The organism is Niabella ginsenosidivorans (assembly GCF_001654455.1).
GTDB classification, from domain to species: Bacteria; Bacteroidota; Bacteroidia; order Chitinophagales; family Chitinophagaceae; genus Niabella; species Niabella ginsenosidivorans.
This window is the reverse complement of sequence record NZ_CP015772.1, coordinates 1,753,018-1,779,288: the sequence shown is the minus strand read 5'-3', so window position 1 is coordinate 1,779,288 and position 26,271 is coordinate 1,753,018. Positions and strand designations below refer to the sequence as shown.

Annotated in this window: 25 protein-coding genes and 1 tRNA gene; 12 read left to right on the top strand and 14 right to left on the bottom strand. The window is 42.9% G+C overall.

The genetic code is table 11. The annotated features are described in order from the left end of the window. Positions 1 to 70 precede the first annotated feature (70 nt). Both A8C56_RS07460 and A8C56_RS07455 read right to left on the bottom strand, forming a co-directional pair. A complete protein-coding gene (locus A8C56_RS07460; RefSeq protein ID WP_067754010.1) occupies positions 71 to 1,684 on the bottom strand; it encodes a sensor histidine kinase in 1,614 nt (537 codons plus the stop codon). A 101-nt stretch (positions 1,685 to 1,785) separates the two neighbouring features. Further along, positions 1,786 to 2,796 carry a zinc-dependent alcohol dehydrogenase family protein gene (locus A8C56_RS07455; RefSeq protein WP_218917263.1) on the bottom strand — a complete coding sequence of 337 codons (1,011 nt, stop codon included), beginning with the start codon at positions 2,794 to 2,796 and terminating at the stop codon, positions 1,786 to 1,788. Positions 2,797 to 3,276: 480 nt separating this feature from the next. Between A8C56_RS07455 and A8C56_RS07445 the strand changes: the two genes are divergently transcribed. Further along, positions 3,277 to 3,852 (top strand): DUF308 domain-containing protein, encoded by a 576-nt coding sequence (locus A8C56_RS07445; RefSeq protein ID WP_071609327.1) that lies wholly within the window; start codon positions 3,277 to 3,279, stop codon positions 3,850 to 3,852. A 518-nt stretch (positions 3,853 to 4,370) separates the two neighbouring features. Continuing rightward, a complete protein-coding gene (locus A8C56_RS07440; protein WP_067754002.1) occupies positions 4,371 to 5,429 on the top strand; it encodes a response regulator in 1,059 nt (352 codons plus the stop codon). Here the strand turns inward: A8C56_RS07440 and A8C56_RS07435 are convergent. From A8C56_RS07435 to A8C56_RS07420, 4 genes are all read right to left on the bottom strand, one after another. Further along, positions 5,426 to 5,866 carry an Hsp20/alpha crystallin family protein gene (locus tag A8C56_RS07435; protein ID WP_067754000.1) on the bottom strand — a complete coding sequence of 147 codons (441 nt, stop codon included), beginning with the start codon at positions 5,864 to 5,866 and terminating at the stop codon, positions 5,426 to 5,428. The genes A8C56_RS07440 and A8C56_RS07435 overlap by 4 nt on opposite strands. A 190-nt stretch (positions 5,867 to 6,056) precedes the next feature. After that, a complete protein-coding gene (locus A8C56_RS07430; RefSeq protein ID WP_067753998.1) occupies positions 6,057 to 6,467 on the bottom strand; it encodes a hypothetical protein in 411 nt (136 codons plus the stop codon). Positions 6,468 to 6,563: 96 nt separating this feature from the next. Continuing rightward, entirely contained in the window at positions 6,564 to 7,400 is an 837-nt protein-coding gene (locus A8C56_RS07425) for a universal stress protein (protein ID WP_067753996.1), read from the bottom strand. 141 nt (positions 7,401 to 7,541) lie between these two features. Next, positions 7,542 to 8,357, bottom strand: a complete 816-nt coding sequence (locus A8C56_RS07420; protein ID WP_067753994.1) for a universal stress protein — start codon at positions 8,355 to 8,357, stop codon at positions 7,542 to 7,544. 627 nt (positions 8,358 to 8,984) lie between these two features. On the opposite strand from A8C56_RS07420, the gene A8C56_RS07415 reads away from it, so the two are divergent. The 5 genes from A8C56_RS07415 (at position 8,985) to A8C56_RS07390 (ending at position 11,704) form a co-directional block, all read left to right on the top strand. Further along, positions 8,985 to 9,167: a hypothetical protein gene (locus A8C56_RS07415; RefSeq protein WP_157097907.1), complete on the top strand. Its 183-nt coding sequence runs from the start codon at positions 8,985 to 8,987 to the stop codon at positions 9,165 to 9,167. Positions 9,168 to 9,628: 461 nt separating this feature from the next. After that, positions 9,629 to 9,877 carry a L,D-transpeptidase family protein gene (locus A8C56_RS07405; protein WP_067753986.1) on the top strand — a complete coding sequence of 83 codons (249 nt, stop codon included), beginning with the start codon at positions 9,629 to 9,631 and terminating at the stop codon, positions 9,875 to 9,877. Then, a complete protein-coding gene (locus tag A8C56_RS07400; protein WP_067753982.1) occupies positions 9,874 to 10,314 on the top strand; it encodes a L,D-transpeptidase family protein in 441 nt (146 codons plus the stop codon). The genes A8C56_RS07405 and A8C56_RS07400 overlap by 4 nt, the downstream gene beginning before the upstream one ends. Before the next feature lie 214 nt (positions 10,315 to 10,528). Next, positions 10,529 to 11,356, top strand: coding sequence for a universal stress protein (locus A8C56_RS07395; protein WP_067753979.1), 828 nt, complete (start codon positions 10,529 to 10,531; stop codon positions 11,354 to 11,356). Positions 11,357 to 11,458: 102 nt separating this feature from the next. Beyond that, complete coding sequence (locus A8C56_RS07390; protein ID WP_067753976.1) at positions 11,459 to 11,704, top strand: hypothetical protein; 246 nt, start codon at positions 11,459 to 11,461, stop codon at positions 11,702 to 11,704. A gap of 886 nt (positions 11,705 to 12,590) precedes the next feature. Here the strand turns inward: A8C56_RS07390 and A8C56_RS07375 are convergent. Together A8C56_RS07375 and A8C56_RS07370 are read right to left on the bottom strand one after the other, a co-directional pair. Then, on the bottom strand, positions 12,591 to 14,141 hold the full coding sequence (locus tag A8C56_RS07375; protein WP_067753970.1) for a RagB/SusD family nutrient uptake outer membrane protein: 1,551 nt from the start codon (positions 14,139 to 14,141) through the stop codon (positions 12,591 to 12,593). A 14-nt stretch (positions 14,142 to 14,155) separates the two neighbouring features. Next, complete coding sequence (locus A8C56_RS07370; RefSeq protein WP_067753968.1) at positions 14,156 to 17,251, bottom strand: SusC/RagA family TonB-linked outer membrane protein; 3,096 nt, start codon at positions 17,249 to 17,251, stop codon at positions 14,156 to 14,158. 252 nt (positions 17,252 to 17,503) lie between these two features. Between A8C56_RS07370 and A8C56_RS07365 the strand changes: the two genes are divergently transcribed. Further along, positions 17,504 to 18,436 (top strand): metallophosphoesterase family protein, encoded by a 933-nt coding sequence (locus A8C56_RS07365; RefSeq protein ID WP_067753966.1) that lies wholly within the window; start codon positions 17,504 to 17,506, stop codon positions 18,434 to 18,436. A 146-nt stretch (positions 18,437 to 18,582) separates the two neighbouring features. Here the strand turns inward: A8C56_RS07365 and A8C56_RS25265 are convergent, their stop codons facing one another. Beyond that, the gene (locus tag A8C56_RS25265) at positions 18,583 to 18,708 is read right to left on the bottom strand and encodes a hypothetical protein (RefSeq protein WP_262492539.1); all 126 of its coding nucleotides are present in this window, start codon (positions 18,706 to 18,708) and stop codon (positions 18,583 to 18,585) included. Positions 18,709 to 18,998: 290 nt separating this feature from the next. On the opposite strand from A8C56_RS25265, the gene A8C56_RS07360 reads away from it, so the two are divergent. Next, positions 18,999 to 19,184 carry a hypothetical protein gene (locus A8C56_RS07360; protein WP_067753963.1) on the top strand — a complete coding sequence of 62 codons (186 nt, stop codon included), beginning with the start codon at positions 18,999 to 19,001 and terminating at the stop codon, positions 19,182 to 19,184. Positions 19,185 to 19,531: 347 nt separating this feature from the next. Here A8C56_RS07360 and A8C56_RS07355 read toward each other — a convergent pair whose 3' ends face one another. From A8C56_RS07355 to A8C56_RS07335, 5 genes are all read right to left on the bottom strand, one after another. Further along, positions 19,532 to 19,714 (bottom strand): hypothetical protein, encoded by a 183-nt coding sequence (locus A8C56_RS07355; RefSeq protein ID WP_067753960.1) that lies wholly within the window; start codon positions 19,712 to 19,714, stop codon positions 19,532 to 19,534. A 39-nt stretch (positions 19,715 to 19,753) separates the two neighbouring features. After that, positions 19,754 to 20,638 (bottom strand): DUF2268 domain-containing putative Zn-dependent protease, encoded by an 885-nt coding sequence (locus tag A8C56_RS07350; protein ID WP_067753957.1) that lies wholly within the window; start codon positions 20,636 to 20,638, stop codon positions 19,754 to 19,756. Between the two features lie 465 nt (positions 20,639 to 21,103). After that, positions 21,104 to 21,177: transfer RNA gene (locus A8C56_RS07345), tRNA-Pro, on the bottom strand. A 125-nt stretch (positions 21,178 to 21,302) separates the two neighbouring features. Then, a complete protein-coding gene (locus tag A8C56_RS07340) occupies positions 21,303 to 22,334 on the bottom strand; it encodes a phosphotransferase enzyme family protein (protein ID WP_067753953.1) in 1,032 nt (343 codons plus the stop codon). A 217-nt stretch (positions 22,335 to 22,551) separates the two neighbouring features. Beyond that, entirely contained in the window at positions 22,552 to 23,571 is a 1,020-nt protein-coding gene (locus tag A8C56_RS07335; RefSeq protein ID WP_084490087.1) for a LacI family DNA-binding transcriptional regulator, read from the bottom strand. 183 nt (positions 23,572 to 23,754) lie between these two features. On the opposite strand from A8C56_RS07335, the gene A8C56_RS07330 reads away from it, so the two are divergent. From A8C56_RS07330 to A8C56_RS07320, 3 genes are all read left to right on the top strand, one after another. Next, complete coding sequence (locus A8C56_RS07330; RefSeq protein ID WP_067753946.1) at positions 23,755 to 25,098, top strand: sigma-54-dependent transcriptional regulator; 1,344 nt, start codon at positions 23,755 to 23,757, stop codon at positions 25,096 to 25,098. A 167-nt stretch (positions 25,099 to 25,265) separates the two neighbouring features. Next, positions 25,266 to 25,625, top strand: a complete 360-nt coding sequence (locus tag A8C56_RS07325) for a DUF7674 family protein (protein ID WP_157097905.1) — start codon at positions 25,266 to 25,268, stop codon at positions 25,623 to 25,625. A gap of 30 nt (positions 25,626 to 25,655) precedes the next feature. Further along, positions 25,656 to 26,240 (top strand): GNAT family protein, encoded by a 585-nt coding sequence (locus A8C56_RS07320; protein ID WP_067753940.1) that lies wholly within the window; start codon positions 25,656 to 25,658, stop codon positions 26,238 to 26,240. Positions 26,241 to 26,271 lie beyond the last annotated feature (31 nt).

The window sequence follows — 26,271 nt, the reverse complement described above, 5'->3', positions numbered from 1 at the left end:
AATCTATAGAATTTCCGCTAAACACCCTGGCAATCAGGTACGGCTCCCCCAATCTTACGATTGCATTCAGTTAGTTATCTTCATTATTACCGGGAGCTTTCTTAAGCGTAAAACCGAGCTCAAACACAGTACCGGCATCAAGCCGGCTTTTACAGGAAATGGTACCGCCCATCAATTCGGCATACTTGCTTACAATATGAAGGCCCAGGCCGGTGCCCTGGATATTAGCAGCATTTGATCCGCGGAAAAATCGTTCGAATAAATGTTGCTGATCTTCTTCGGGAATACCAATCCCCTTGTCAGCCACAGTTAATATCAAAGATCCTTTTGTCAGCTTACTGCGCAATTCAATAGTGGTATCTTCAGGTGAAAACTTGATGGCGTTCGTTAACAGGTTCATAATAATATGCTTCATCAGGGAGGGGTCCAGTTCTACCAGGCAGCTGTCATCATGCTCATAGTGTACCTGCTGTCCCTTTTTCAGCAGCCCGCTCAGCTCGCTGATGATCTGTTGCAAATGTTGCACAATGTCGAAGGGTCTGCAGCGCATCTGTATTTTCCCTTCTTCAATCTTTCCCACGGAAAGAAAATCATTCAGGATATCAGTAAGCATGTTCACGGAAGAAATGATGCGTTGCACATGTTTTTCCCTTTTGGGGTGATCTTCCTTTTCTTTATACTTGGACACCAGATAGGCGGACGAAAGAATGGTACTAAGCGGCGTTCGGAATTCATGCGAAGCCATGGAAACAAAGCGGGACTTCAGCTCGCCCAGCTCTTTTTCCTTTTCCAGCGCTATGCGAAGATCCGTCTCTGCCTTTTTGCGTTTGGATATATCCATGGCAATGCCCAGGTATCCTTCGACCTCACCCTGCACGTTGCGCATGGCTGTGAAGGTCTGAGAAACCGGGAAACGGCTCCCGTTCCTGCGGGTGTAGAACAGCTCTCTTTCATTAGGCTGAACAATACTCATCGCTCCAAGCAGATCTGAAAGCGTTATTTCAGTATCATCAAGGAACCGGGTAGGATCTTCTTTACCAATCACCTCTTCAGCCCTATAACCTAATTGTCTTTCCGCTGCAGGATTAAACATCTTGATTGTTCCGTCCCTGTCTGTAACATAAATAATCGCCTCAGCGTGGTCCCAGATATTGTTGAGAAATATGTTGATCCGGTTCAGTTCTGCGTCTTTGGCTTCTGTTTCTGCAATAAGGGCAGCCAGTTGCTTTACCGTACTGGTGAGTGTACGGGTGCGCTCTTCAATTTTTTGTTCCAGCTCCTCATTCAGTTGCTGTAATGCCAGCTCGGCCTCCTTACGCTTGGAAATATCGCTCAAAAAAGCAATAACATATTTGCCATTATCTGTTTCATAATTACCCAGGCTCACTTCCACAGGAAATTCACTCCCATCCTTTCTTGCGGCATACAGGTCCATTCCCATCCCCATAGGCCGGTTTTTAGGATGTTCGTTGAAGTGCTCCACGTGGCGGACATGTCGCTGGTGAAAGCGCTGCGGGATCAGCTTTTCGATCCTTTGCCCAAGCAGTTCTTCCTCCCTGTAGCCGAATTGTTTCAGCAGAAAAGGGTTGGTCAGTACGATTATTCCCCGTTCATTTGCTACCATAATGCCCATCGTGGCATTTGTAAACAATGCATCAAACCCTATTCCTGTAGCTTTATTCATGCGATAAACCTTATCAGCACAAATATACTAACATTCAGGGCGCTCTTTATTGTTCCTCAATCTATGATATCATAAAAAACTGCGCGTGCCTGCCAGGAAGCTTAAGCAGGCATCACCAACACGGCTGCTCCGTTTACCTGACCGTTGCGCAGGGCATTCAGTGCTTCATTGGCCCGGTGCAACTCAAACAAATTTACAGTAGTATGAACAGGAATGCGGGGCGCCAGTGCCAGGAACTGATCACCGTCGGCGCGGGTAAGGTTGGCCACGGAGCAAATCTTGCGCTCTTCCCATAATAAGCTATAGGGAAATGCAGGAATATCAGACATATGAATCCCGCCGCATACTACCGTAGCGCCTTTGTCTACATTGGCTAATGCGTTTGGAATTAAAGCGCCATCGGAAGCAAAAATAATGGCGGCATCTAATTGCCGTGGCAAGTCCTGTAAGGAATCGCCTGCCCATACTGCGCCTAAACGGCGGGCAAAATCCTGAGACTTTACATCCCCCCTGCGGGTAAAGGCATAGATCTCTTTATCTTCAAATAAAGCTACCTGCGTAAGAATATGTGCAGCCGCACCAAAACCATAAATGCCGATCTTTTTCACTTCGGCCGGGAGCATGCGGTAAGAACGGTAGCCGATCAGACCCGCGCACATCAGGGGCGCGCCTGAAGGCCCGGCATATTCATCCGCCAACGGAAAACAAAACTGTTCCCAGGCAAGGGTGTAGGTGGCATATCCACCGTCCCGGGTATAACCGGTAAATTCTGCCTGTTCACAAAGGTTCTCACGGTGGCTAAGACAATATTTGCAGGCACCACAGGTATGGCCCAGCCAGGGGATGCCTACTATAACGCCTTCTTTCAGTTGTTGCACTCCCGGGCCTGTGCGCACAACAGTACCTATGATCTCATGACCGGGTATTAACGGCAGCTTCGGCTCCGTAAGTTCTCCGTCAATAATATGCAGATCAGTACGGCATACGCCGCAGGCGATCACCTTCACCAGCACCTGCCCGTTCTCTGGTACGGGCACAGGCAACGTTTCCGATACCAGGGGCTGTCCTTTTCCATGAAAGACCATTGCCTGCATCGTATAGGGCAGTATCATAACGCTGAATATTTATCCGGATACAATAAGACAGGGGCTTTTGTTAGTGGTTGCTTATTCCAGTAATACAATCGCAGGCCGCCTCCGTCTGACGAAAAAGCCGGCGAGACCGCGGGCAGGAGTATCCGTGATCTGCTGATGGAACATAGCAAACCGTACCACCTGCCTGCTCCGGTGTTTTTGCTGATCCGGTGCCGGTAAAATAATATTGATTCTTTTTTATCTGTCATTTGTTACGGAGTTAAAGATGATCATCAGCAAAGTTAACGCCGGTTGCCATAAATAAAAATGAGCGGCATCAAACGGTTGCCTGATCAGGCGCAAACCAGTTTACTGCGCGCTGTTGATTGATGCTGCATTGAGATCATCTCAATGCTACACCCATAGACTTCAACTATAAGTGATGTCAATCACCCCTGCCCGTATCCGCCCTCATTGGAGCGGGGCCCTCCTTCATCATAATTTAGTCAAAAACTACAGATGCAACCCTATAAGATCAATAAACCCACTATCAATTTTCATTTATGGATGATTACACAAATTGCAAGTGCCCTTTTAATCGGACTAAGTGTCTGTACCCTGCTATTCCCGTGGAATAGCTATCTCCAATTGATCAAACTTTCCGGTATTGGGATCCTTTTGAGCGGGATACACCTTTTAGCACTGTTCTCCGCAGAAAAGAGCTCCTCAAAATCGGCAAACTGGATCCTGGCAGAAGAAATGCTGAATTGCTTTTTCGGAACCTTGCTGGCATTTAATCTGTTATTTACCTTTTTTCTCTTTGCCTTTTTTACCGGTATCTGGGCAATAGCCTGGGGCATTTTAAAAGCCCTTTACGCACTGTTTGAAAAAGAAAAGATAAATGACTGGTATTTTTTAAGCGCACAAGGGGCCTGCGCAATTACCATTGGGGTGCTCCTTTTAACCAATCCTTTTATGAAGACCTGGCACACCATCCAATGGACCGCTGTATTAATGCTGCTCGTTGGGCTTTTGAATCTTCTTGTTAACTTAAAAAACAAGGCATACAGGCCGGGGCGCCCTGCATTTATATAATGCATAATAAAATACTTTTGGGTTGTGGCACCGGTGGCATGAATTGTTATTCGCTACCCCCGGTGTTTATAACTACCGGCTCCTGTTTACCGGTAAACAGCCGGCCTGCAAACCGGTTAACAGACAGGCTTTAACCAGCTAACCAGCCTTTATTACAAGAGCATCATTGCTGACCCGTCCTGCATAAAATCGATATTCTCTTCATCAGTCGCAGCATAATAATGCTATATTTGTATTACCTGTTTATTTTACAGGCTGATAAAATTTAATGGACACATAACCTGGGAATTCTCTGGGAGGTAATGATTGTTATAGTAGCAACTCATGCTATTATTTCATCTGCTTCTTTATTGATTTTCCTCTAAATAAAAAAGACTTAATTGATACCGAATAAATGGTTACTGAACCTTAAGGACCGCGGATCTGACAGTTGTGCTTTCCAAAAGAACTGAATATGAATATCCGGGCAATGGGTCAAAATACAGGAGACCGAAACCCTGTTAAAAATTTTCTGAACAATGGCCAAAATATTAATCATAGAAGATAACCCTGATATAAGGGAGAATATGGCAGAGATCCTGGAGCTCGCAGGATATGAAGTAATTACCGCCGAAAATGGTAAGGAAGGAGTTGATGCGGCTATTAAGAACCGGCCAGATCTGATCCTTTGTGATATTATGATGCCGGTTTTAGACGGGTACGGTGTACTGCACATGGTTCAACGGAATAAGGACCTACAGTCCACTCCTTTTATCTTCCTCACAGCAAAGTCTGAAAGAACGGAGATAAGAAAAGGGATGGAACTGGGAGCAGATGACTATATCACCAAGCCTTTCGACAGTACCGAGTTATTGAACGCTATAGAAGTGCGCCTGAAAAAAGCAGAACGGATCAAAAAGTTCTTCCCCGGCAGTCTGGATGGAGTTAACCAACTGATCAGCGTCACCTATGGAAAGGATTATCTGGAAGAACTGAGAAAAGACAGAACAATCAACCGTTATAAGAAAAAACAGATTATATACACTGAAGGGAACCATCCATCCCGGTTATTTTATATACAGAAGGGAAAAGTAAAGACTTTTAAACGAAACGATGACGGAAAAGAGCTTATCGTAGGTTTGTATGCAGCAGGTGATTTTCTAGGTTATCTGCCCCTGATGGAAGGGAAAACCTACCGGGAAACGGCTGAAGCGCTGGACGATGTGGAATTAGCACTGATACCACGTTCAGAATTTGAGGAACTACTGGGAAGCAATCCCGTTGTTATGAAAAAATTTATGGGCATCCTGGCCAGCAATATCGACGAAAAAGCAGAACAGTTGCTTGCCACGGCCTATAATTCATTACGCAAAAAAGTGGCCGACACATTGGTAACCCTACATAATAAATACAACCCGCAGGATGATGCTGCTTTCCAGATCGACCTGTCGCGCGAAAACCTCGCGGCTATCGCCGGTGTTGCCAAAGAGTCGCTGATCCGCATGCTGAGCGAGCTGAAAGACGAGAAACTGATCAGCCTTGAAGGGAGTAAAATTAAAATCCTGAACTATAATAAACTGGAGCAAATGTTCAATTAATGAAGGCGTACCTGAAAAGAGAGGGCGATGCAAATTGCAGCTCTTATATATAGACCTAATGTCAATATCCCGTTTTCATATGTTGCTTCAATAGCGTCAGTATCAACATCTGAAGGAAGTGTAAGCGTACGGCAAAAACCGGAATAGCTATACTCCCTGCGACGGTATTTTTTCTTTTCTTCCTCTTTTTCTTTTTCGGATGCAGCACTGATCGTAAGCACATCATCCTCCACGGCAATATCAAAATCGCCTTTCTCAAGGCCCGGGGCCGCAACCGTAATCTTGTAGCGCTCTTTGTCATCCGAAACATTCAGGGCCGGAACAGTATCATAGTTAAAGATATTATTCCTGCCTAACCATTCGCTCCAGGGAAAAAAAAAGTCGCTTGCGGCACCTGGAAAAATTTCTCTTAAATTGAATAATGGCTGATTATACATAACCTATTTTTTTAAATTTATAAGCAGATCTTTTTACTGATTCTTTAAAATCCCGGAACGGCCGGCACCCATCTGATTCGACGTATGTACTGATACCGTTGAATTCAATATCTTAAGGATTCCGGGCTTTGACAGTAATCTATTCAGCAAAGCCCGGACGTGTCAGCACTGCCATACCGTATCTGCTGCACTAATCCTCGTCCAGTAATCCAAAATCCTCCGGTCCGTTGTCCTCCTTGTAATAAGTACTTTCACGTCCTGTTTCATTTTGTTGCTGTAGTGTCAGATCATCAGTATCCGTTGTCTGAAGCCAAAGTTTTCCTGACCGTCGCACCACCTGTGCGCCGATACCCGTTTTACGGAAAAATTCTGCTTCAAAACCTGCCACGGTTTGAGAGGGGTCTGTATTAAAGGATACCAGGCCTTTTAAAGGAGAAAGCGCTTTCAGCAATACGGATGCATCTATTTTACCCCCGATTGCCGAAGCCATACCCCGTGAATGAGGATACCTGTACAGCTCAAGTTTTAAATAAGGATATTGGCCATGAAAAATTTCCTGAACATCTTTTACAGAGGATTGCCCGCCAAAGTTTATTTCCATTTTATATATGTTTTATAGTTAAAACAGGCTGTCAGCTGCTTCCCGGCAACAGTATCCATGGTTCTTTGACCTCTGTTCGGAAAGCCCACTGCTGGCTTAGCAATGCGTAATAAAAATCGGCACTTTCAGCAACAGGATCAGCGGATCTGCTGTACTATTTTTAAACAGCCGGGAAAAATACGCCCTGCCATAGGCGCCCATTACGACCATACAATTATCCCGATGCCTCAGAAACTCAAAAAGTTCATAAGAGGGGTCGCTGCCATCTATTACTTTATAGCCTATTTGTGAATAATAACCCCGTAACAGGTCACTGATCTGGCGCTTATATTTGATACCCGACGCATTGCCCACCTGGACCACAAAAATTTTTTTATCTTCAAAAAAAGGCATCAATTGCGCAAATTGCCGGGTGGCAAATACAGAAGAAGCGGAACCATCGTAAGCAAAAATAATTTCATCAATATCATTTAAATGATCAGGAGCAATTATCAGAGGGCATTCCGCCTTTTGCAATAACCGCTTCATAAATTCGGCAGGGAATTGATTCCGGTTCTCCTCTGCAGATGTTGCTGCACCTGCAATGATCAGATCTGCAAACCGGCTCTCCACTAAAACGGCTTTCATCGGCTCTCCTTCCACACAAAGGGTAGAACAGGGAATATTCTTCTTTTCGCAGTATTCTTTAAAGCGCTGGATATTCGTATCTTTTCGCCCCTGCCGGGTCTCAAATCCCATTATATCCGATCCACCTAAAATATCCCCGCAAGGAGGTTCATCATCACTTTCCAGGATATAGGTTTTTGATACTGTTGCTACTTCAACAAAAATACCTTTTAGTGAGGAATGAGCTGCCCCTGCTATGAAACAGGCAAAATCCAGTACCTTCCAATTCATGGAAACAGCATTTGTTATAAACAGTATATTCTTCATGCCTATGGTTTTTATGACTGTTTGTCAATCAATATCCAATCAAATTTACTGCTGTAAAGGACCGTTTTCCGATGAGCAGGATCAATGCGCGGATTGATTCTAATTACGGCGGTCTGTGATAACAGCCTGTCAAAAGCAGGATTAGCGGGCAATAAAAACAAAACAACCGGTTTTGCTTACGATCAGCTCTGCAAAACTTTTATGCAACAGGTTGGATAATGCAGATCTGCCAAAGGCGCCGGTGATCAGCAAAGGATTCCGGTGGCACTCCATCCATCTGGTAAGAAGCCTGCCAGGCTCCCAGTGGAGCTTTAAGACAGCGGCATTTTCAAAGTGTGCATTTATGTACTCCTGCAACAGCTCCTGGTTGGGAATCCTGTCATTATTCTCATTTTTTATATAGACAAATTCCGCCGGCAACGACTGAAACAATGGCAGCGTTTTACAGAACTGGATAATCGCATGCATGCTCTCATCCGTGCCATCATATGCCGCGATGATGCGCTCCGGGTGGTAAACGGCTTCAGGAACGATCAGTACCGGACAGTCTGACCACCGCAGCAACTGCTCTGCATGAACACCGGGCGAAGAAGAACCGGCGCCGGAGCTTAATAACTGCAGACTAATGATCATAAGATCAGCATACCTCGTCTCTTTCATCCAGAAATCTTCATTCCGGGAGAAACAGTCTTTTTCGATGGACCGATACCTGATCCCGCCGTTTTTACACTGATTAATAAACCGCTCAACATTTTTCCCCTCTGTTTCTTTCCTTTTTTTCAATAACACTTCATAAACTTCAGGAGCATCTTTTTCAGCATTCAGGTCAGCCGCGTTAACAGCACCAAAGAAAACTCCTTTTACAAAAACAGGCTCATGCTCCCTTATCCCTTTCACGAACTCCAGTGGGCCATGGGGATAATGATCAGGATCGCAGACTAAAAGTATTTTTTTCATATCTTAATCATTAATATCAGTTAGATTTTAAAAAAGGAATACTTTCCTGAGCCTGCCGAAAGATGTAAATCATGGTTCGTAATTCGACAAGTTGTTAACGAGAAGTACTGTACATCATCCAGGCCGTATTCCGCTGAAAGCGGAAGGAGCAGATGAGTCTGTCGATTATTAAGACCAGCCGATTACCCAGAAATACTTCCCTGCCAACCGGAGGACGGGGCGGCATTATACGTTTACCGATAGCCATAGCAACAGTATGACGACACTTTATTTACTTGACATCCGAATGATCGGATTCAATGACCATGAATGCAACGCCTTTATCGTTGCTGACTGCAAATAGACTAATGCTTTCCTATTTCCTGTATTCTGATTTCCAAGATACGCATCCGCATAAGGTATTGCAATGATAAGCATCAGCAGGCACCCTGACACACATCAGATCATATGATCCCGTTCACTGACCAGCAATTGTCAAAGCCTGGAGCAATCCCGGACCGGTTCAAAATGTATGATCCCCTGAAACCAATTATAATCGTCAGTCCGTTTAATACACATCAAAAGCTATAGTGATCCCTGTCATTTTTTTTACCGGCTGATGTGCGCAGTTTTATGGAAAATTCCGGTATGCCAAAGTACTTCCTGAAATACCTGGCGCTGATCCCGGACAAAAGAGCAGCAGCAATAACATTTGTCATCGCTTTACTGTTTCCCGCAACAGGCATCGCTGATGTACACGCACAGCGGCAACCCGTAAACCAGCCTTTGGCAGCAGCGTTCTACCAAATAAGGAAGGACAGTAATTTCTGAGTGGGGACGGATACCGTACATAGCGCCCTCCGCACCCGATTGATACAAATAATAACAGCGCAATGCACATTCCAGGGCCTTGATAAACACAATTATTTAAAACTGCTTCCGGATACCGGGGTCAGATCTGCCAAAAGACCGGAAAACTGGTCACGGACAGAGGACCATATGTTCACGGATGCTGCTTTGGCATATCTGAAAGACCTGTACCAGGGTGACCCCGCAGGCCGGGAGATCAGCAGCGACGCAATCTCCGGAAAATTTCTTATCCGGATCAGCAATACCTGATCTGTACACTGGCAAAAGCGCAGACTGCTGATCTCCCGGAAGAGATCGTTAGCCAAATGGAACCGGCAACGCCTCAATACACGCTTCTAAAAGAGGCCCTGGCCAAACAGTTCGATTCCGGCAATCGCTACAAATCGCGGCAACTATCTGAAACCCTCAATAATTACCGGTGAATGCACCACTTCAGGTTTAAAAAGTTCATCGTTGTAAATATTGCAGCTGCCGAGCTGAATTATTATGATGCGGATTCCCTTCAGTTGAATATGCGGGTAGTAGCTGGTAAATCTTCCACCCGGACGCCCCGTTTTACAGTCTACTGTGATCAGATCATTCTTTACCCTTACTGGAATGTGCCCCGGAGCATTGCGGTAAATGAAATCCTTCCGTTTACAAAAATAATCCCGCAGTATTGGGCCTTATGAAAATACAGGTAGTTAACAGCAAGGGACAGGTTCCTGATCCATACAGGATCAACTGGAAAAAATTCACCAGACAGAACTTCCCCTATCGTTTCCGGCAGTCTACCGGATGCGATAATGCGCTGGGCATTATGAAATTTAACCTTAACAGCCCTTACAGCGTATACCTGCACGACACCAATCTGAAACTGGCATTCAATTTCTCCAGAAGATATTTAAGCCATGGCTGTGTGCGCATCCAAAAACCGGTTGCGCTAGCCAATAAGCTGCTGGAAGAACCACTTGACGAAGCTTTTTTAAATGCGGGTATTAAAGGACAACAACCGGTCATTAAACTGTTGCCGGAACCTGTTCCGGTTTTTATACTGTATATGACAGCTGATGTAATGGCAGGCAAAACCGTTCATTATTTTGCAGACAGTTACCACCTGGTAAAGTAACCCGGCATTTACAGTCAGGAATTATTGCCCTTCCATGTTGGTTACCATTAAATACTGTTATTGGTAAAACTTCACCGGCATCAATAAAAGCGGTGATTTCTTAAAATGACAACTATCAATGGGCATACTGTGCCTGATCATTCAATAAGGCTGTCAGCAGCCCTACCTTTAGCAGGAGCAATTCAAAGATATCTTCGGTTTAAATAGTTTAATAATGAAAACCATTATCGCAGCAACCAATTTTTCAGAAGTTTCAAATCACGCGGTAGACTTCGCCGCAGACGTGGCAAAAGCAGTAAAGGCTCGGCTCATTATCTTTAACGTGGTAAACATTGTGCCGGCAATGTCTGACGCACAGCTGCCCCTGGATGCCTGCGGGGCAACTATAGAAGAAACAGACAAGCTATTGTCTGAATTACTCCTGAAAACAAAAAAAAGGGTCAATAACGAAATTGAAATAGAAGCCGTATACAAAGTGGGATCGGTGATCCGGGAGCTGGACGCCCTATGCGACCGGGAAGCGCCTTTTGCTGTTTTTATTGCATCACAATTTGTTACTGTCCTTGAACGGCTCGTATTAGGCACTTATTCAGTCACTATTGCCAAATACAGTTCATTTCCCGTAATTGTTATTCCCCCATTGGCAACCATGAACGGATTCAAAAAAGTAGGCCTCGCTGTTGATCTGACCGGCAGCGATAGTCTGCAATGGCCATTTTTAAGGAGCTGGCTAAAGCCCTTTCATCCCCAAACAGACATTGTATATGTTTCCTCCGGTTCAGCCGGATCCGCTAAAGAAGTGCCCATGACCGTTGAAATTCAGGAGCAATTGGATAACTTTAATTTGAAATATCATTTCTTAGCAAATGACAATATAGTGGATGGCATAAAGGAATATATAATAAAAAATGCTCCTGACCTCTTAATTATGTTTGTTCAAAAGCACGGTATTTTTCATAAAAGCATCACAAAAGCCTTCATTAAAGAGCCTCCGGTGCCGGTCATGTTCTTTTCTTCAAAATTAAAAGGAGCATTCCGATGAAGCTCCGGTATCCGCTTCAGCATAAAACATCCGGCATCCTCATAAAAATGAGCCAATACCAGAAGCTTTTCGTAAATTTGCAGCTGAAGATTTAAGAAGAGAATGGAGCATTATTTTGAATTACCTGTAACATATAAAAATGAAAACTTACTGCTTAACGGAAGATTAGTGACTTTTGCCTATGATTATAAGTTTTATGTAAATGTAAAAGGCCAGGAATTGATTTTTGAACAGGATGACGAGTTAAACTTCAGGGCCATTGCCCGGCAGCCCGATGCCAGGAACAGTATTGATAAGGAGCTTATAGAAAAGATCAGTGATGTATTAAAAAGCTTACGGCAGCGTTAATTTTAATAATGTAACCGCAGTTAATCTATCCGGTATTCTATATTCAGCAGTGCTGGTCTGAGAAAGACTTCTTGTTTCAGCTCCAATCACCGTTATCCGGCTGCACCTGACCAGGCCCTTTCTCCGCCCTTTATCACTGTTCTCTTTTCCCAAAAACGGTACATCACATCCGTCGCCTTTTTCTGCGCTGTAAGATCCCTGCCGTGTTTGAATGCAAAAATGATATATTTCTGAAACAGCGTTGGAACAATTAATACCGGCGCAGGCAGCTATTATGGCTCCCATACATACGACTTTCGTTTGCACCGGTAGCAAACATACCGTTTCAATGGCAGAAAAAATAAAAGGGTTTTTACCAATTTCGGGCGATGCACCCGTTCATCCAGCTGTCCCTTTTTACAATGCGGGCAAATGTGCCTGCGCTTTCCTTTTATAGAAACTGATGAATTTTTCACTTTTTACTTAATTGCAATACAAAGATCTTATTGCCAAATTACCCAAATGTTAAATTTGCTGACAACTGTCCTTACAGAAGTCTACTGTATATACAACTCTGTCTCTTTGCAAATATCTGTATCATTTTTTGAGTACGGCACTATTTACCCGCTCATACCTGAATATGAGCCTAAACTTTGGAAACCGGAATCAGAAAATTACACTACCAATCAGGATTGGCCCTCGCTGTCTTTGCCAGGCTTCAATTGTTCAATCATTTTTGTAGCATTTCCGGCGCAGACGCTGTTATCCTATTTTAAAACCGCTTCCTTCCTATGAAGAAGCATCGCCTTTGATGACATTGGCTTTATGAGGATCATATGAATGGGAATACAAGGCCTCACTACTTTTTTTGCAGGAAAAGGCAAAACGGTGCATATATTCTGGGCACCTAAAAGTACCCCGGATTTTGTTGTATGCCGGGATTAAGCCCCACTTCCGTTTCAGGAATAGGAAATAATAAATGATGCGCATCAATGACATAAGCATCCGGGGCAAGAAATGTCTGCTCTGCTTTTATTTTCTTTCCAAATTGGTTGATCACATCCAGCGCTTTCCCGGTTCTTAAAAGATCGGTCCACCTGTAATTTTCAAAGGCGAGTTCTATTCTTCTTTCATGATAAATAGCTGTTCTGATCACTTCCTGGTTAGTACTGGTGACCGGCATTAGTCCCGCCCTTTCTCTTACTCTGTTCAGGGGGAGCAGCGCTTCTGCGGTTTTTCCCTGTTCATTCAGAGCCTCCGCCAGCAATAATAAAGCTCCGCTATACCGGAAAACGGGAAAATTATCACTGGACCCCGTAACGGCAGGAAGAGGTGGATGAAGATATTTTTTAATAAAAGGAACGCCTACTTTTCCTTCGGGCGCCATGTAGTTCACAATGCTTTTGATTGCGGAATAGGTTAAATAATAGCTGGCATCATAAGTACCCTCAGCAATGCCAATAGAGGCATCCAGGCGCTTATCTCCGGGCTCAAAATCATTGATCAGATCGGTGCTGGGTGTGTTCCAGCCTCCTGTGCCTGTATTGTTAATTGCAATACCCGTTGCTAAAATGGTATTATTACTTCTGGGCAAAAAATGAAACGATAAAGGGTTGGGAGTAGTTCCCTTATCACTACCTCCCAGAAATTGTATTTCAAATATCGACTCCTTATGGCCTTTATTGGCCGGATCAAACACTTTTTCATATTCCGGCAATAAGTCATATCCCATTGAAGCCAGGCTTTTTAAAAGGGGTTCTGCTGCTGCCCACTTCTTTTGCACCGCATAAACTTCAGCCAGCAGCATAGCCGCAGCACCCCTGGTCGCCTTACCGGTTTGCGGAAATTTATCCACGGGATTCAACTCGTCAATGGCCTCTTTTGCATCCGAAATAATCTGAGCATACACCTCATCAACTGCCGCTCTTGGCTTGAAAGCATCTTCTGCCACTTTTACTTCCTGTAAAAAAAGTGGAACGCCACCATATAAGCGCACCAGTTTAAAATAGTTCAGCGCTCTTAAGAATTTGGCCTGCCCATCAATATTTTTCCTGGTGTCCTGATTGAGATCTGAAGCTTTCAATCGCTCTATCACAATATTTACTCTGGAAATACCAGTATAGCTATGCTGCCAGGTGGCATTTGCATAGGCATTCGTAGAAGTGTTTAAGAAATCGGAAATATTTTCCCGCTGTACAATTGCAGTACCCCGGTTTCCGGGAGCCGGTTGATAGACTGTGTTATCTGAATGCATTTCAGAAGTAAAATAATCATTGACCAGCACATCACGTAAGGGAGCATAGGCAGCTACTATCGCTGACTGAAACTGCTGCTCTGTTTTATAAAAATTATCAGCGGTGTAAGCATCCTCCGGTTTTAAATCCAAAAAGTTCTTATTGCAGGAGGAGGCAATCAGTGCCATACCTGCCAATAAAACGATTATCCGTTTATCTTTCATTGTACAATTATTAATTATCTGAAACAGGTTGTAAAACCGATCGAAAAAGTTCTGGGAATAGGATAGGCATTTTCGTCAATACCTACCCCTGCCGTCTGATCAGAACCGCCTACATTCACTTCGGGGTTCATACCGCTATAACCGGTGACCACGAACGCCTGTTGTACAGAAGCATATATTCTTACTGTTCTTAAGACACTGTTTTTTAAATTCACCGTGTACCCCAGCGAAATATTTTTTGCGGTCAGATATGAACCATCCTCAATCCATTGCGTGTTAACAGAACGTCCTATTGCGGTAGTACCGGTCTTTGTTCTCGGATACACTCCTGATCCCGGGTTCTCAATAGACCTCCATCGGTCTGCCGCAGCGGCAAGCATTACCCTGGATCCATCCATATTCGTTTGGTAAGCCCACTTAGCCGCATTCAGGATCTTTCCGCCGTAAGAAAACGTCATATCAATATTAAAATCGAAATTCTTATATGTAAGACGGTTTACCATTCCGCCTGTAAAGGTCGGAGTAGGGTCACCAATAAATGTGCGGTCATTCACATCATCGATCACACCATCTCCATTAATGTCTTTAACTTTAATGGTGCCAATATCGGAGCTGCCATTAGGATTGGCCGGGGTACTTAAGTATTTAGCCGAGCTGGCCAGGTCTTCAGCATCTTTATAGAGGCCCTCAAACACAAACCCATAAAATTCTCCAAGATGGTGCCCCTCCTGCTGCCGGTAGTAATCGGAAGTAACCGTATTATTCCTGCGGATATAGCCCGGGTCAACGAGGTTAATAATCAGATTGCGATCAAAAGACAGATTCAGGTTGGTATTCCATTGAACGGCGCCAACAAGATTTTTTGTACTGATACCGATTTCATGCCCCCACATCCTGAGCGCGCCAACATTATAGATGATCTGTGAAAAACCGGACGAAGTGGGAATATCTCTCTGCTGAATCAGGCCATCTGTTGTTTTCCGGTAAAAATCATAGGTAAGATTTACTCTGCTGTTGAATAAGCTCAGGTCCAGTCCTATATCAAACTGTTTATTGCGTTCCCATCGCAGGTCTTCATTGGGCAGCCGGTTAATGGTTTGCCCCTGGGTAATTACATTATTAAAGTTGTAATAATAGGTTCCGATAGTGGCCTGAGGATCATAATTACCAAAGAAATTGTTCCCGGTAATGCCATAGCTTGCACGCAGCTTTAAAAAGTTAATAACGCGATTATCTTTCAGAAACCGCTCATCACTGATTACCCAGCCGGCCGAAACCGAAGGGAAATTGCCCCATTTCCGGTTTGAGCCAAACCTGGAAGATCCGTCATTTCTAACCGCAAGCGAGAGCAGGTACCTGGACATATAATTATAATTGACCCTGCCAATCATAGAAATAAGGGAATAAGAGCCGGCACTACTGCTTCCTGTTATGGTGCTGGCGGCATTCAGATAAGGGATATCGTCCGAAACAAAATCAAGGCCGGTGAGCGTATTACTATAACTGTTAAACCTTTGGGCAGAATACCCGGCCAATACGTTTAGATTGTGCCTGTTGTGAAAGGACTTACTGTATTCCAGATTATTTTCCCATGTCCAGGAGTAGTTGTCTACAGCCGCACTGGTTCCTGTGGTTTGGCCCTGGGTGCCGGTTACAAAGCCCGACTGAAAATACTTTCGGGTCTCAGCACCTTTGTCTCCCCCAATATTTCCTTTGTATCTTAAGTTAGGCAAAAATTCGTAATCAACAGACAGGTTGCCAAGAATCCTTGTGGTATAATAATCATCGTTGGTAAGGTTATAAATCGCTAATGGATTGATATAGCTTACCATTCCCGGGGATGTTACATTGCGTACATAATTTCCATTTGAGTCATAAGGTGCAATTAAAGGGCTCGCTTCAAAGAAACGCTCAAAAAGCCCTCCTACCCCATCGGTTGAAAACCGGTTATTATGATCAACCCGGTAGCTTGGTGCCATATTGAGCCCGATCTTCAGCTTATCATCCATAAACCGGAAATCCTGATTTAATCTTGCCGAGAACAACTTTGTTCCGTTATTGATAATTACTCCCTGCTGTTCCTGATATCCCAGTATCACAGAGGAAGAAGACTTTTCCCTGGAGCTCATAAGGCTTAAATCATAACTCTGAATGGGCGCACTGTGTGTTAGTAATTTAAACCAGTTGGTACCTTCGCCATACTGTTCCGGATTATCATAAGCAGCCTTATAATCATTTGAGATCTTATAGCCCGGCTCGTATTTCAGTGCATCCTCTCCACGTTCTTTCATAAAAGTGGCAAATTCCCTGGCATTCATCATCCGGGGAATTCTGTTCACAGGGATCTTTTGAACACCATAATTTGCTGAAAACTGAATAGACGTCTCCCCTTTTCTGGCATGTTTTGTAGTGATCAGTACTACACCATTTGCTGCCCGTGATCCATAAAGTGCCGTAGCCGATGCGTCTTTCAGAAAAGAGTAACTTTCTATTTCAGCAGGATTGATGTTGTTAATACTTCCGGTGATGGGCAGCCCGTCTATAACAAATAAGGGCTGATTACTGGAATAAAAGGAAGCCGCTCCCCTTATCACAAAGCCAATACCACGACCAGGTTGCCCGCTGTACTGATTTACCTGAACACCCGCTACCTTTCCCTGTAATTGCTGTGCAAACTGTGTTACGGGCATATCCTGCAGGTGGTCTGCATCCACCGTTCCTATGGCACCCGTCACTTCCCTGTTCTTTTGCCTGCCATAGCTCACTACCACTTCAGCAAGATCTGCGTTTTCTGTTAAGATAAAATCCGCTACTGCCTGGCCCCGGCTGTTTATCCGGATATTTTGTTTTTCCAAATCATTATATCCTGCATAGGATACTTTGATGGTGTAATTACCAGGCGGTACCTTAATTGCGTAATATCCCGCACTATCTGTAGTGGTAACGTATCCGGTATGCACCAATGAAACAGTTGCTCCATGTAAACCGCTATCCCTCCCGGCTACCCTTCCTTTGATCAGTCCTGTTTGCTGCGCGTTTATGAAAGAAGCGATCAGGAGCGTCATTAAAAAAACAAAAATCCTTTTTTGAGAGATTGAAATACAGATCATATTAAGGCTTTACTATTGCAGTAAACGGTTTACAAAAGAAGTGCAAAGTTGAGCCCCTGTTATTAAGTTAAAATAAACATGCTATTAACTTATGATTAAAAATGTAAAAGACGATTCTATTTTTCTTCTGCACCAAACTGCAACAGGCTTTCCACCCCGGATTAAATAATCATTAAGAATTTATTTTAGTGAATATTAAATGGCCTGAGTAAATAGGTTTGCATTCATATCCCGCCGAAAAAACAGTATATCATGAACAGACGAACCTTACTAAAACAAGCAGGCATTGGTTTTTTACTAAGCGCCACTCCCGGCATCCGCTCTTTTGCCACAACGGAAAATAAGGCTAAAAAAAGAGTTTTGCGTTTTGCTCATTTAACCGATGTGCACATAGAACCGGAACGGAATGCTCCCGCCGGACTGGCAGCCTGCCTGCATCACGTACAATTACAGAAAGACCCGGCATCTTTTATCCTGAATACCGGGGATTGTATCTTTGACGCCCTCAAACAGCCAAGGGAAAGAGTGGAAACACAATGGAAGCTTTGGAATGATACTTTTAAAAACGATAATTCCCTGCCCATTGAGTATTGTATCGGCAACCATGATTGCTGGGGTTTCGGAGAAAAGACCGATCCTTTATATGGCGTGAAATATGCATTGGATAAAATGAACCTTTCAAAACCCTACCGCAGCTTTGATAAGGCAGGCTGGCATTTTATTGTCCTGAACAGCATTATGCCCAAACCGGATGGCAGCTGGTACACCTGCGCCTTAGATGAAGAACAATTTGTATGGCTCCAGCAGGATCTGGCAGATACGCCGGTCAATACTCCTGTAATCATTGCCTCACACGCGCCCATTGTTTCCGCAGCAAGTGTTGTAGTTGATAATAAAAATAAGGGAAACGGTTATGAACTGGGATTAGCCTCTATGCATACGGATGCTCCACGTATTATTTCCTTGTTTGACCAGCATCCCAACGTAAAGCTATGCCTGAGCGGCCATATTCACCTGTGTGAGCAAATAGTATACAATGGAGTAACCTATGTTTGCAATGGTGCTGTAAGTGGTAACTGGTGGAAACCGGAGCCCAGGTATCAAACAAAGAACGGGTACGCTATGGTAAACCTATACGATGACGGCAGCATAGAAAATGAGTATGTTCCTTACGGGTGGAAATAGTTGATTGTGGAGCTTCAATCCCGGAATTCATTGGTACCCCATAATACGATCCGCATGGCAGTTGCCTCATAATGCAGTGTCTGCTGCAGCTCCTGCTTATACTTGTTCCTATTCCAAAGGTGCAGGATATAGTTTACTGTATCGGCTTATAAATAATACCATTTTCTGTCGCTGCCCAGTCCGGTTAGTTCCCAGTTAATTCTGATATCCCTTTTGGAATCAGAGTTATTATACAGGTCATCCGTTTTTTTCTTTACAAACGGCTCCTTCAAACCTCCGGGGATTATCAAAACCTACCGGTCATTTTCCGGATATTTAAAATAATCGGCATTTTCAAATAATAGTTTTCTTTAAAAAAACAGACACAATTACCTGATAATCATACTAAAACAATTAAACTACACAATTCTTGAATTATAAATTTTTATGACCCCCAGGCCCTTTGATGCTACTCGCGTTCTGCAGCAAAACCGGACACATATTTAACTCACCTGTCCTCTGCTGATTAATCAAAGAAGGAAAAGGCACAGATATTGCGTAGATATACTAAAAAACTAAGGTTATGAATGTAAAACGTGTCTTTGGAGCGGTACTTACCATTTTAGGCGTTATCAGTCTGATTTATACGGGCTATGAATTAATTAACAAAAGCACCAGTTATACATCACTTATTGTTATAGGTGTTATTGGATTAATCTTTTTTTTCTCAGGTATAAGCTTAGTAAAAAACACAAAAGACGAAGCTTAAACAGATCAATTATTTTATGTATTTGAAGTCTATAAGCGGCGGTAACGGGCCTCAGTTTTTAAAACGCCGGCTTTTACTTTTATATGTTGCGGATTGTAATAACGTGCCCTGTAATATATTTCTCATCCCTGGCAAAAAATAAAGAATGCAAGTGTAACAACAAGACCTAACAGAGTGTTTCAGGCTTATCAGCCCGGAACCTGCTTATTAGCACAGTACCGGCCTGGCGCATCTTTCATTTTTTAAATCTTTTCTATCCGAAACGATTATAGTCCTGCCAATCAAAATTTACAATCTCTTTAATTTAGAGACTATGTGTTATGAAACATTATCTTTTTACCAGCTGTTTAAAAATAATCGCCTAAGGTATCCTGACCAAAAGCGGGCGCCACCATGTCATTGGAAAGTATAGTCGTAACAAATTCAAACGGGCCATACACCCTGCTGCTGGTCAGCCGGTGCATTACCTGCAAAACGCTTTTCACAATCCCGGTCGGAACATGTGTAAGCTTTGCAGGGCTTCCCAGCACATCAAAGGCAGCTTTAAAAGATAAGCTCCCGAATAAATTTTATTTCGTCCTGAATTTCACGGGATATTTTTCTTCTTTCAGCTTATACCCGTCTTTTGATTTGAAGCTCTTGTTTGTTATTATAAATTCATATTCCTTGCCAGGTTGCAGTTCAATGCGCAGAACAAAGGTTTTATCATTATTCTCAAAACCGATTACTTTTTTTATAGAAAAATAATCTTTTCCTTTTTCGGAGTAGTCAATGGAATAATTTTCCGGAATCATTTCCTTGGAAAAGGTAATCCGAAACTCACGTATTTTGGGATCCACGTTATGCGCACCATTTTTGAAAGGACCGATTTTTACAATTCGCGGCAGTTCTTTTTTATATTCTTTTAATAATTTTTTCCTATTGATTTTTTCTTTGTAAAATTTGGATTTGATAAGAAACTCCTCAATGGCCTTGTCATCACTATAGTTTAGTTCAATGATATCTTTTATCGCTTTTGTTTTATCGCTTGAATTATTGTAGTACGACTTGCATATTTCATAGCCAATATAGTACCCTAAATCTGAACTGTCTCCTCTTTGAATACCATTATATAGCCAATTGCCCTCAAATTCAAGATTTAAAAACATTTCCTGTTTAAATTTCTTTTTTATTTTGTCTGAATGCAAATTCCCAAATGAAATATAATTTGTTTGCAATGGTCTTCCTAAAACCAGCTCAGTAATAAAATCGCAAGAACCTTCTTTGATTACCTGGTTCAATAACTGAATACTATTATTTATTTTTTGCTGGGTATGGACATATTCGTGAATATTTAACCTGACAATACTATTTAAAGAATTATGTGCAAAAACGGATCGGTACCAATCATCTTTAAAGTCAGAAACATCTGTTACAGACGTTCCTGTTGCTAATTCTGTTCCAATCAATACCATATTATCTGAAACCCTCCCTGCTTACAAGGACAGTGTATCAATCTGTTCCTTCGTAGACAATTCCTTTTCGTCTCCGTCAACAGTAATGCGTGCATAAATGTCAGCCCGTGTTTTGTCAGCTTTGCATTTTCGAATTAAAAAACTCACACTAAATGTTTGCGTTTCCATACAATCATTTTTAAAAGGTTTTGAAATGAATTGAAATCATTCTTCACTTGAATCAATGCGCCGCAGGTTCCAATTCTTTTCGCATCCTCTCAAAATGTGTCATAAAATACAACATAAATATTTAAAATACAATTAGTTACCAACAATTTGGCGAGTGCAAAATCCATGCCTGTAAATACTCACTGATTTACTCACCTGAATTTTGCTGTTTTTGAAATTATTTGACAAGCGGAAATTAAAAAAGCCTTACAAATATCTTGATTTGTAAGGCTTTAACTGGATATGAAATCCAAATTGTCGGGGAGACAGGATTCGAACCTGCGACCCCCTGGTCCCAAACCAGGTGCGCTACCGGCCTGCGCTACTCCCCGAACTTATTTTTTACATTTTCAGAACCTGTACCACTGGCCCCCTGAGCACCACGCACTACCTGCCTTACAAATGAAGCGGGTGCAAATGTAAGATAATTTTTCTGAAAATTTCAAAGAAATAGCGATCAGGACAATACTTTTTCTTTTTCCAGCAGTCTTTTTAATAAAGTGGCCTGGTTCTGCGCTCTTACAAAATTATGCCCCGCATATTTTGCGCCGTAATACTGGTCATCATTCAAATGATCCGTCAGGAACCGCAGGGCCTGCATATAGATCATAAACAGCCCTGAATAAAAAAAACATCCTTTTTCGGCAGCAGTCAGCTCCCCGTTCATTTCCTCCAAATATCCTTTCATGATCGCCTGATAATAATCGTCGCGAACCTCTATTTTACTGAAATCGCTTTCTTCCTCGCTTACGGGGCACAGATACGTACGCATCATATCCCCGACATCACTGATAAAATAGCCGGGCATTACAGTATCCAGGTCAATAACACAAAGCCCTTTATTGTCTTTATCAAAAAGCACATTGCTGATCTTGGTATCGTGGTGTGTCACCCGTTGCTTAAACGCAGGATCCTTTTTCAGGACTTCAAACCGGTCTGCAATAGTTGCATGACTTTTTAATTCGGCAATCAGCAGTGCGGCCTCCTTTATACGTTTGGTATTCCCGTATTCCAATGCTTCCAGGAACTGCCGGTAACGCAAGGATAAATCATGGAAAGACGGAAGCGTGATCCTCAGCTGCGCTACATCAATCCCTGACAAAACTTTTGTAAACAGGCCAAACTGCCTTGCAGCCTCATAAGCCTGGTCAGGATTGCCCACCACATTAAAAGAACAGCTTCCTTTTACAAAAGGAAACAGACGATAATACCCCGCTCCTTCAATAAACAATATTGACCGGCCATTAACCGTTTTAATGGGAGCTACAAAAAAATAAGAAGGTGCCTGTTCTTTTAAATAAGCATTAATAAATTCAATATTCCAGGCAATATCTTCCGGTTTTTTAAATACATGCTCATTTACTTTTTGTAAAATAAAATCGCCATCGGCATTACTAAGGATCCAGGTATGATTGATAAGACCGCTTCCAAAAGGTTTTATAGAACACTCAGATTTCTTTATTCCAAATCCGGCAAGTATTTTATCCATATTTCGGTTTCAAAAGGCTAAATGTATAAAATAATGTTTATGAAAATACACAAAAAAACGTGCAAACGATTGTCCATAACAGGCTTATGCAAGGTCCGCAAAGTGGTCAGCCACAAACCGGTTTAACGGGAAAAAGGAATACAGTGATCATACAGCAGCGGTCGTTACTTGAAACGCAGGGAAGCGGTCTTCAGGTGCATCTGCTTTGGAAATTATTCTAATTAAAAACCAAAAGGGCCCGCATTTCCTTATTATAAAATCCGGGCGCGGCATTTGTGCCTTCCTGTTTGTGCCGCAGCAGCTCCATCATCATTTTCATAGCCTCTTCTCCCTGTTTGTAAGGGAACTGGTCTACTGAAACAACCGGAGGGTATGCCGTATGTTTATTGACCGAGATATTGGCATAGCTGGCAAAAAGGATTTCTTCATTGATTTTTACCTGTTGCTTCACCGCAAATTTTACTGCGTCCATATGCACATAATCATTAAAGCTGATAATAGCATCCGGTGGTTTTTTCAAAGAAAGCAGCCTTGCTATTGCTTTATGCGTACCTTCTTCAGAAAAGTCGGTCTGCTCCACCATCTGCATGTCCACTTTTAACTTCCTGCGGGATACACCTTCAATATAACCGTCTAACCGTTCCTTTGATGCTATTAAAGCACTTGGGCCGTTGATGAATGCGATCCGCTTCCTGCCCTGTTTAAACAGCCATTCGATCATGCTCACCGTACCTTCAAAAAGATTGCTGTACACCTTATTCACATCGGGCAGGGACGGTACTCTGTCGAAGTATACAACAGGTATATTATAGGTATCCAGGGCCTTTAAATGGTCATTCCTGCTGGTCTCTTTTGATAAAGAAATGATCAGCCCGTCCACCCGCTGGCTCTTCATGGCATCCACCACCACCCGCTCCTTCTCCAGACTATCGTAGCTTTGACCAAACAGGATGGTATAGCCGTTATTCATGGCTACGGATTCAATGCCGCTTATCCCTTTTGAAAAGAAATCTTCATAGATCAAAGGAACAATCACCCCGATAACATAACTTTTCTTCTGCTTAAAAAAAATGGCTTTAGAGTTGGGTTCATAATGCAATGCCTTGGCTAGTTCCTTTACCGCTTCTTTTGTTTTTTCGCTGATCCGGGGGTGATCACTCAACGCCCTTGAAACGGTAGACACGGAAACATTCAGCCGTTTTGCTATTTCTTTTATGGTAGGTATTGGATCACTCACAATTCTAATATATACATTTTTTTACAATCATGTGCACAAACCTATTACTTTTTACAGAAAGAGCAGCAGGAATGTGGCAGGAATCTGCCAAACTTGGCCCACCACGCAAACTCAAATACGGCAACCTGCAACCGGTAATGAGGAATGTGCCTTATTGTAGTACATTTGCTATCATTTCTGAAGATGAAAAATAAAGTGCTGATCATTGATGATGAAGAAAAGCTAAGGCTGTTACTTTCCCGTATTATTACCCTGGAAGGATTTGAAGTATTGCAGGCGGGTGATTGCAGATCCGGCTTAAAACACCTCGAGAAAACAGACATTGACGTAGTGCTTTGCGATGTAAAGCTGCCGGATGGCAACGGTGTGGATCTGGTAAAAAAAATAAAATCGGAGCGACCGGAAACAGAGATCATTCTTCTGACCGCATACGGGAATATTGCGGATGGTGTACAGGCTATAAAGAACGGAGCCTTTGATTATATTACAAAGGGAGATGACAACAATAAGATCATTCCGCTGCTGAACCGGGCTATTGAAAAAGTGGCCCTTACAAAAAGGGTAAAGCACCTGGAAAAACAATTGGGTAATAAATATTCCTTTGACAACATTATCGGCAAATCCGCTGCCATACAACAGGCCATTACGCTGGCAAGAAAGGTGGCCTTTACGGATACCACTGTTTTAATGACCGGCGAAACAGGAACAGGAAAGGAAGTATTTGCCCGGGCTGTTCATGAAGGAAGTAAACGGAGGCATAAGAATTTTGTGGCGATCAACTGTGCGGCCTTTAGCCGCGACCTGCTGGAAGGTGAATTATTTGGCCATAGGGCAGGATCCTTTACCGGTGCAACAAAAGACCAGACCGGGCTGCTGGAAGAAGCTCATAACGGAACATTGTTTCTTGATGAGATCGGTGAAATGCCGGTAGACCTGCAGGCAAAATTATTACGGGTGCTGGAAGCCGGTGAATTCATAAAAATTGGCGAAAACAGGCCTACCCAGATCAATATACGGCTGATAGCCGCAACCAACCGCGACCTGCAGGAGGCCATTAAAGCAGGAAGTTTCAGGGAAGATCTTTATTACAGGATTTCGATCTTTGAAATAAAACTTCCTTCTTTAAGGGAACGGAAAGAGGATGTGCCCCTATTGGCCCGGTCCTATTTAACAGCTTTTGCACAAAAGACAAACAGGAAAAACGCATCCATCTCAAAAGAAGCTCTGGAGCTGTTAAAGCACCACAACTGGCCGGGAAACATCCGTGAACTGAAGAATGTAATTGAACGCGGCGTAATAGTAATGCAGGGCGATGAGCTTCACGTTGAAGACCTGCCGTTTGAAATACAGCAATATGCCGCAGCAGCCGGCAAAGCAAACATCAACCCCTGCTCCATGGCAGCTATGGAAAAAAGCCATATACAACGGATATTACAATTTACCGGGGGAAACAAAGCAGAAGCCGCCCGCCTGCTTGAAATAGGAATTGCCACCTTATACAGGAAAATAGAAGAATACCAGCTCTGATCAAAAACCACTCATTTTGATAACAGGCCTATCATTTTGATAGGCTTTTTTAATGCACCGGCACTGAATGAGCTATTCATATTTAACTGATTAATAGCGTTATAAGGCATGCCGGCTCACAATTGGAATGTATTTGGCAATACAGCTGCATAATAAAAACAACCATTATGAATCAATATGAAATTCCGGCAATGATTGAAGATAAAATACCTGGTATTTGCCCGGAAATAAAAAAGATCTCCGCTTTTGGGGATGCGGTTCAGATCATGAACGTATTAGCCGGCTATTCTAAAAAAATGCTTTCTCTACATAATTTACCTAAGGTTATACAATGCATGCGTTTAGTAGGCACTATTTATGGTAAAGGGAACCGCTTTGTAAAAAGCGCCATTGAAAATGTTTTTGTATTCTCTTTTTCGAGTTGGCAAGCCAAATGCAATGACAGGGAATGGAAAGTGATTCAGACCAAAATACCCGTAACGCTTTATTCCGTGTATGTTCAGCAAATGTCTACTTCAGGATTATAAACCAATTTATTAATCTCTAAATTTTATAAGTTGAAAATAAATGATATCCTTATCCGTGTAGCTGTTCCCCAGGATCAGCAATATGCCAGGACAATCGTAAACGAAATGGAAGCGTCCGCAAAAGCGAGGGGAACCGGAATTGCTAAACGTTCACCGGAATTGATCAATCAGGAAATCCGGGAAGGGAAAGCCGTAATTGCTGCTACGCAATCAGGCTGGGAAGACGATCAATTGGTATCGCATTGTGGCCTTATTGTATCGCCTCACTGGAGAAGAAGAGGCGTTGCCACGAAACTGAAAAAGAATCTATTCAGGCTAACAAGGAAAAAATTCCCTAATGCCAAAATATTTGGTATCACTACCGGCCTCGCAACAATGAAAATAAACGCCAGCTTAGGACTCAATCCGGTTACCTGTGCTGAAATTACACTGGGCATCTTATTCCGGGAAAATTGTAAAAGCTGCGCTCATTATAATACGCTGCAATCGACAGGGTATAAAAATTGCTTGTGCACGGCCCTGCTATTTGATCCTCAACATAAAAAACAAAAAATAAATCTATATGACAATCATTCTATTGCTGGCGGGTCTGACCTGCTTTTACCTGTTCTTTAAATCTATTGACTTTTTTGAAAAAATATGAAAC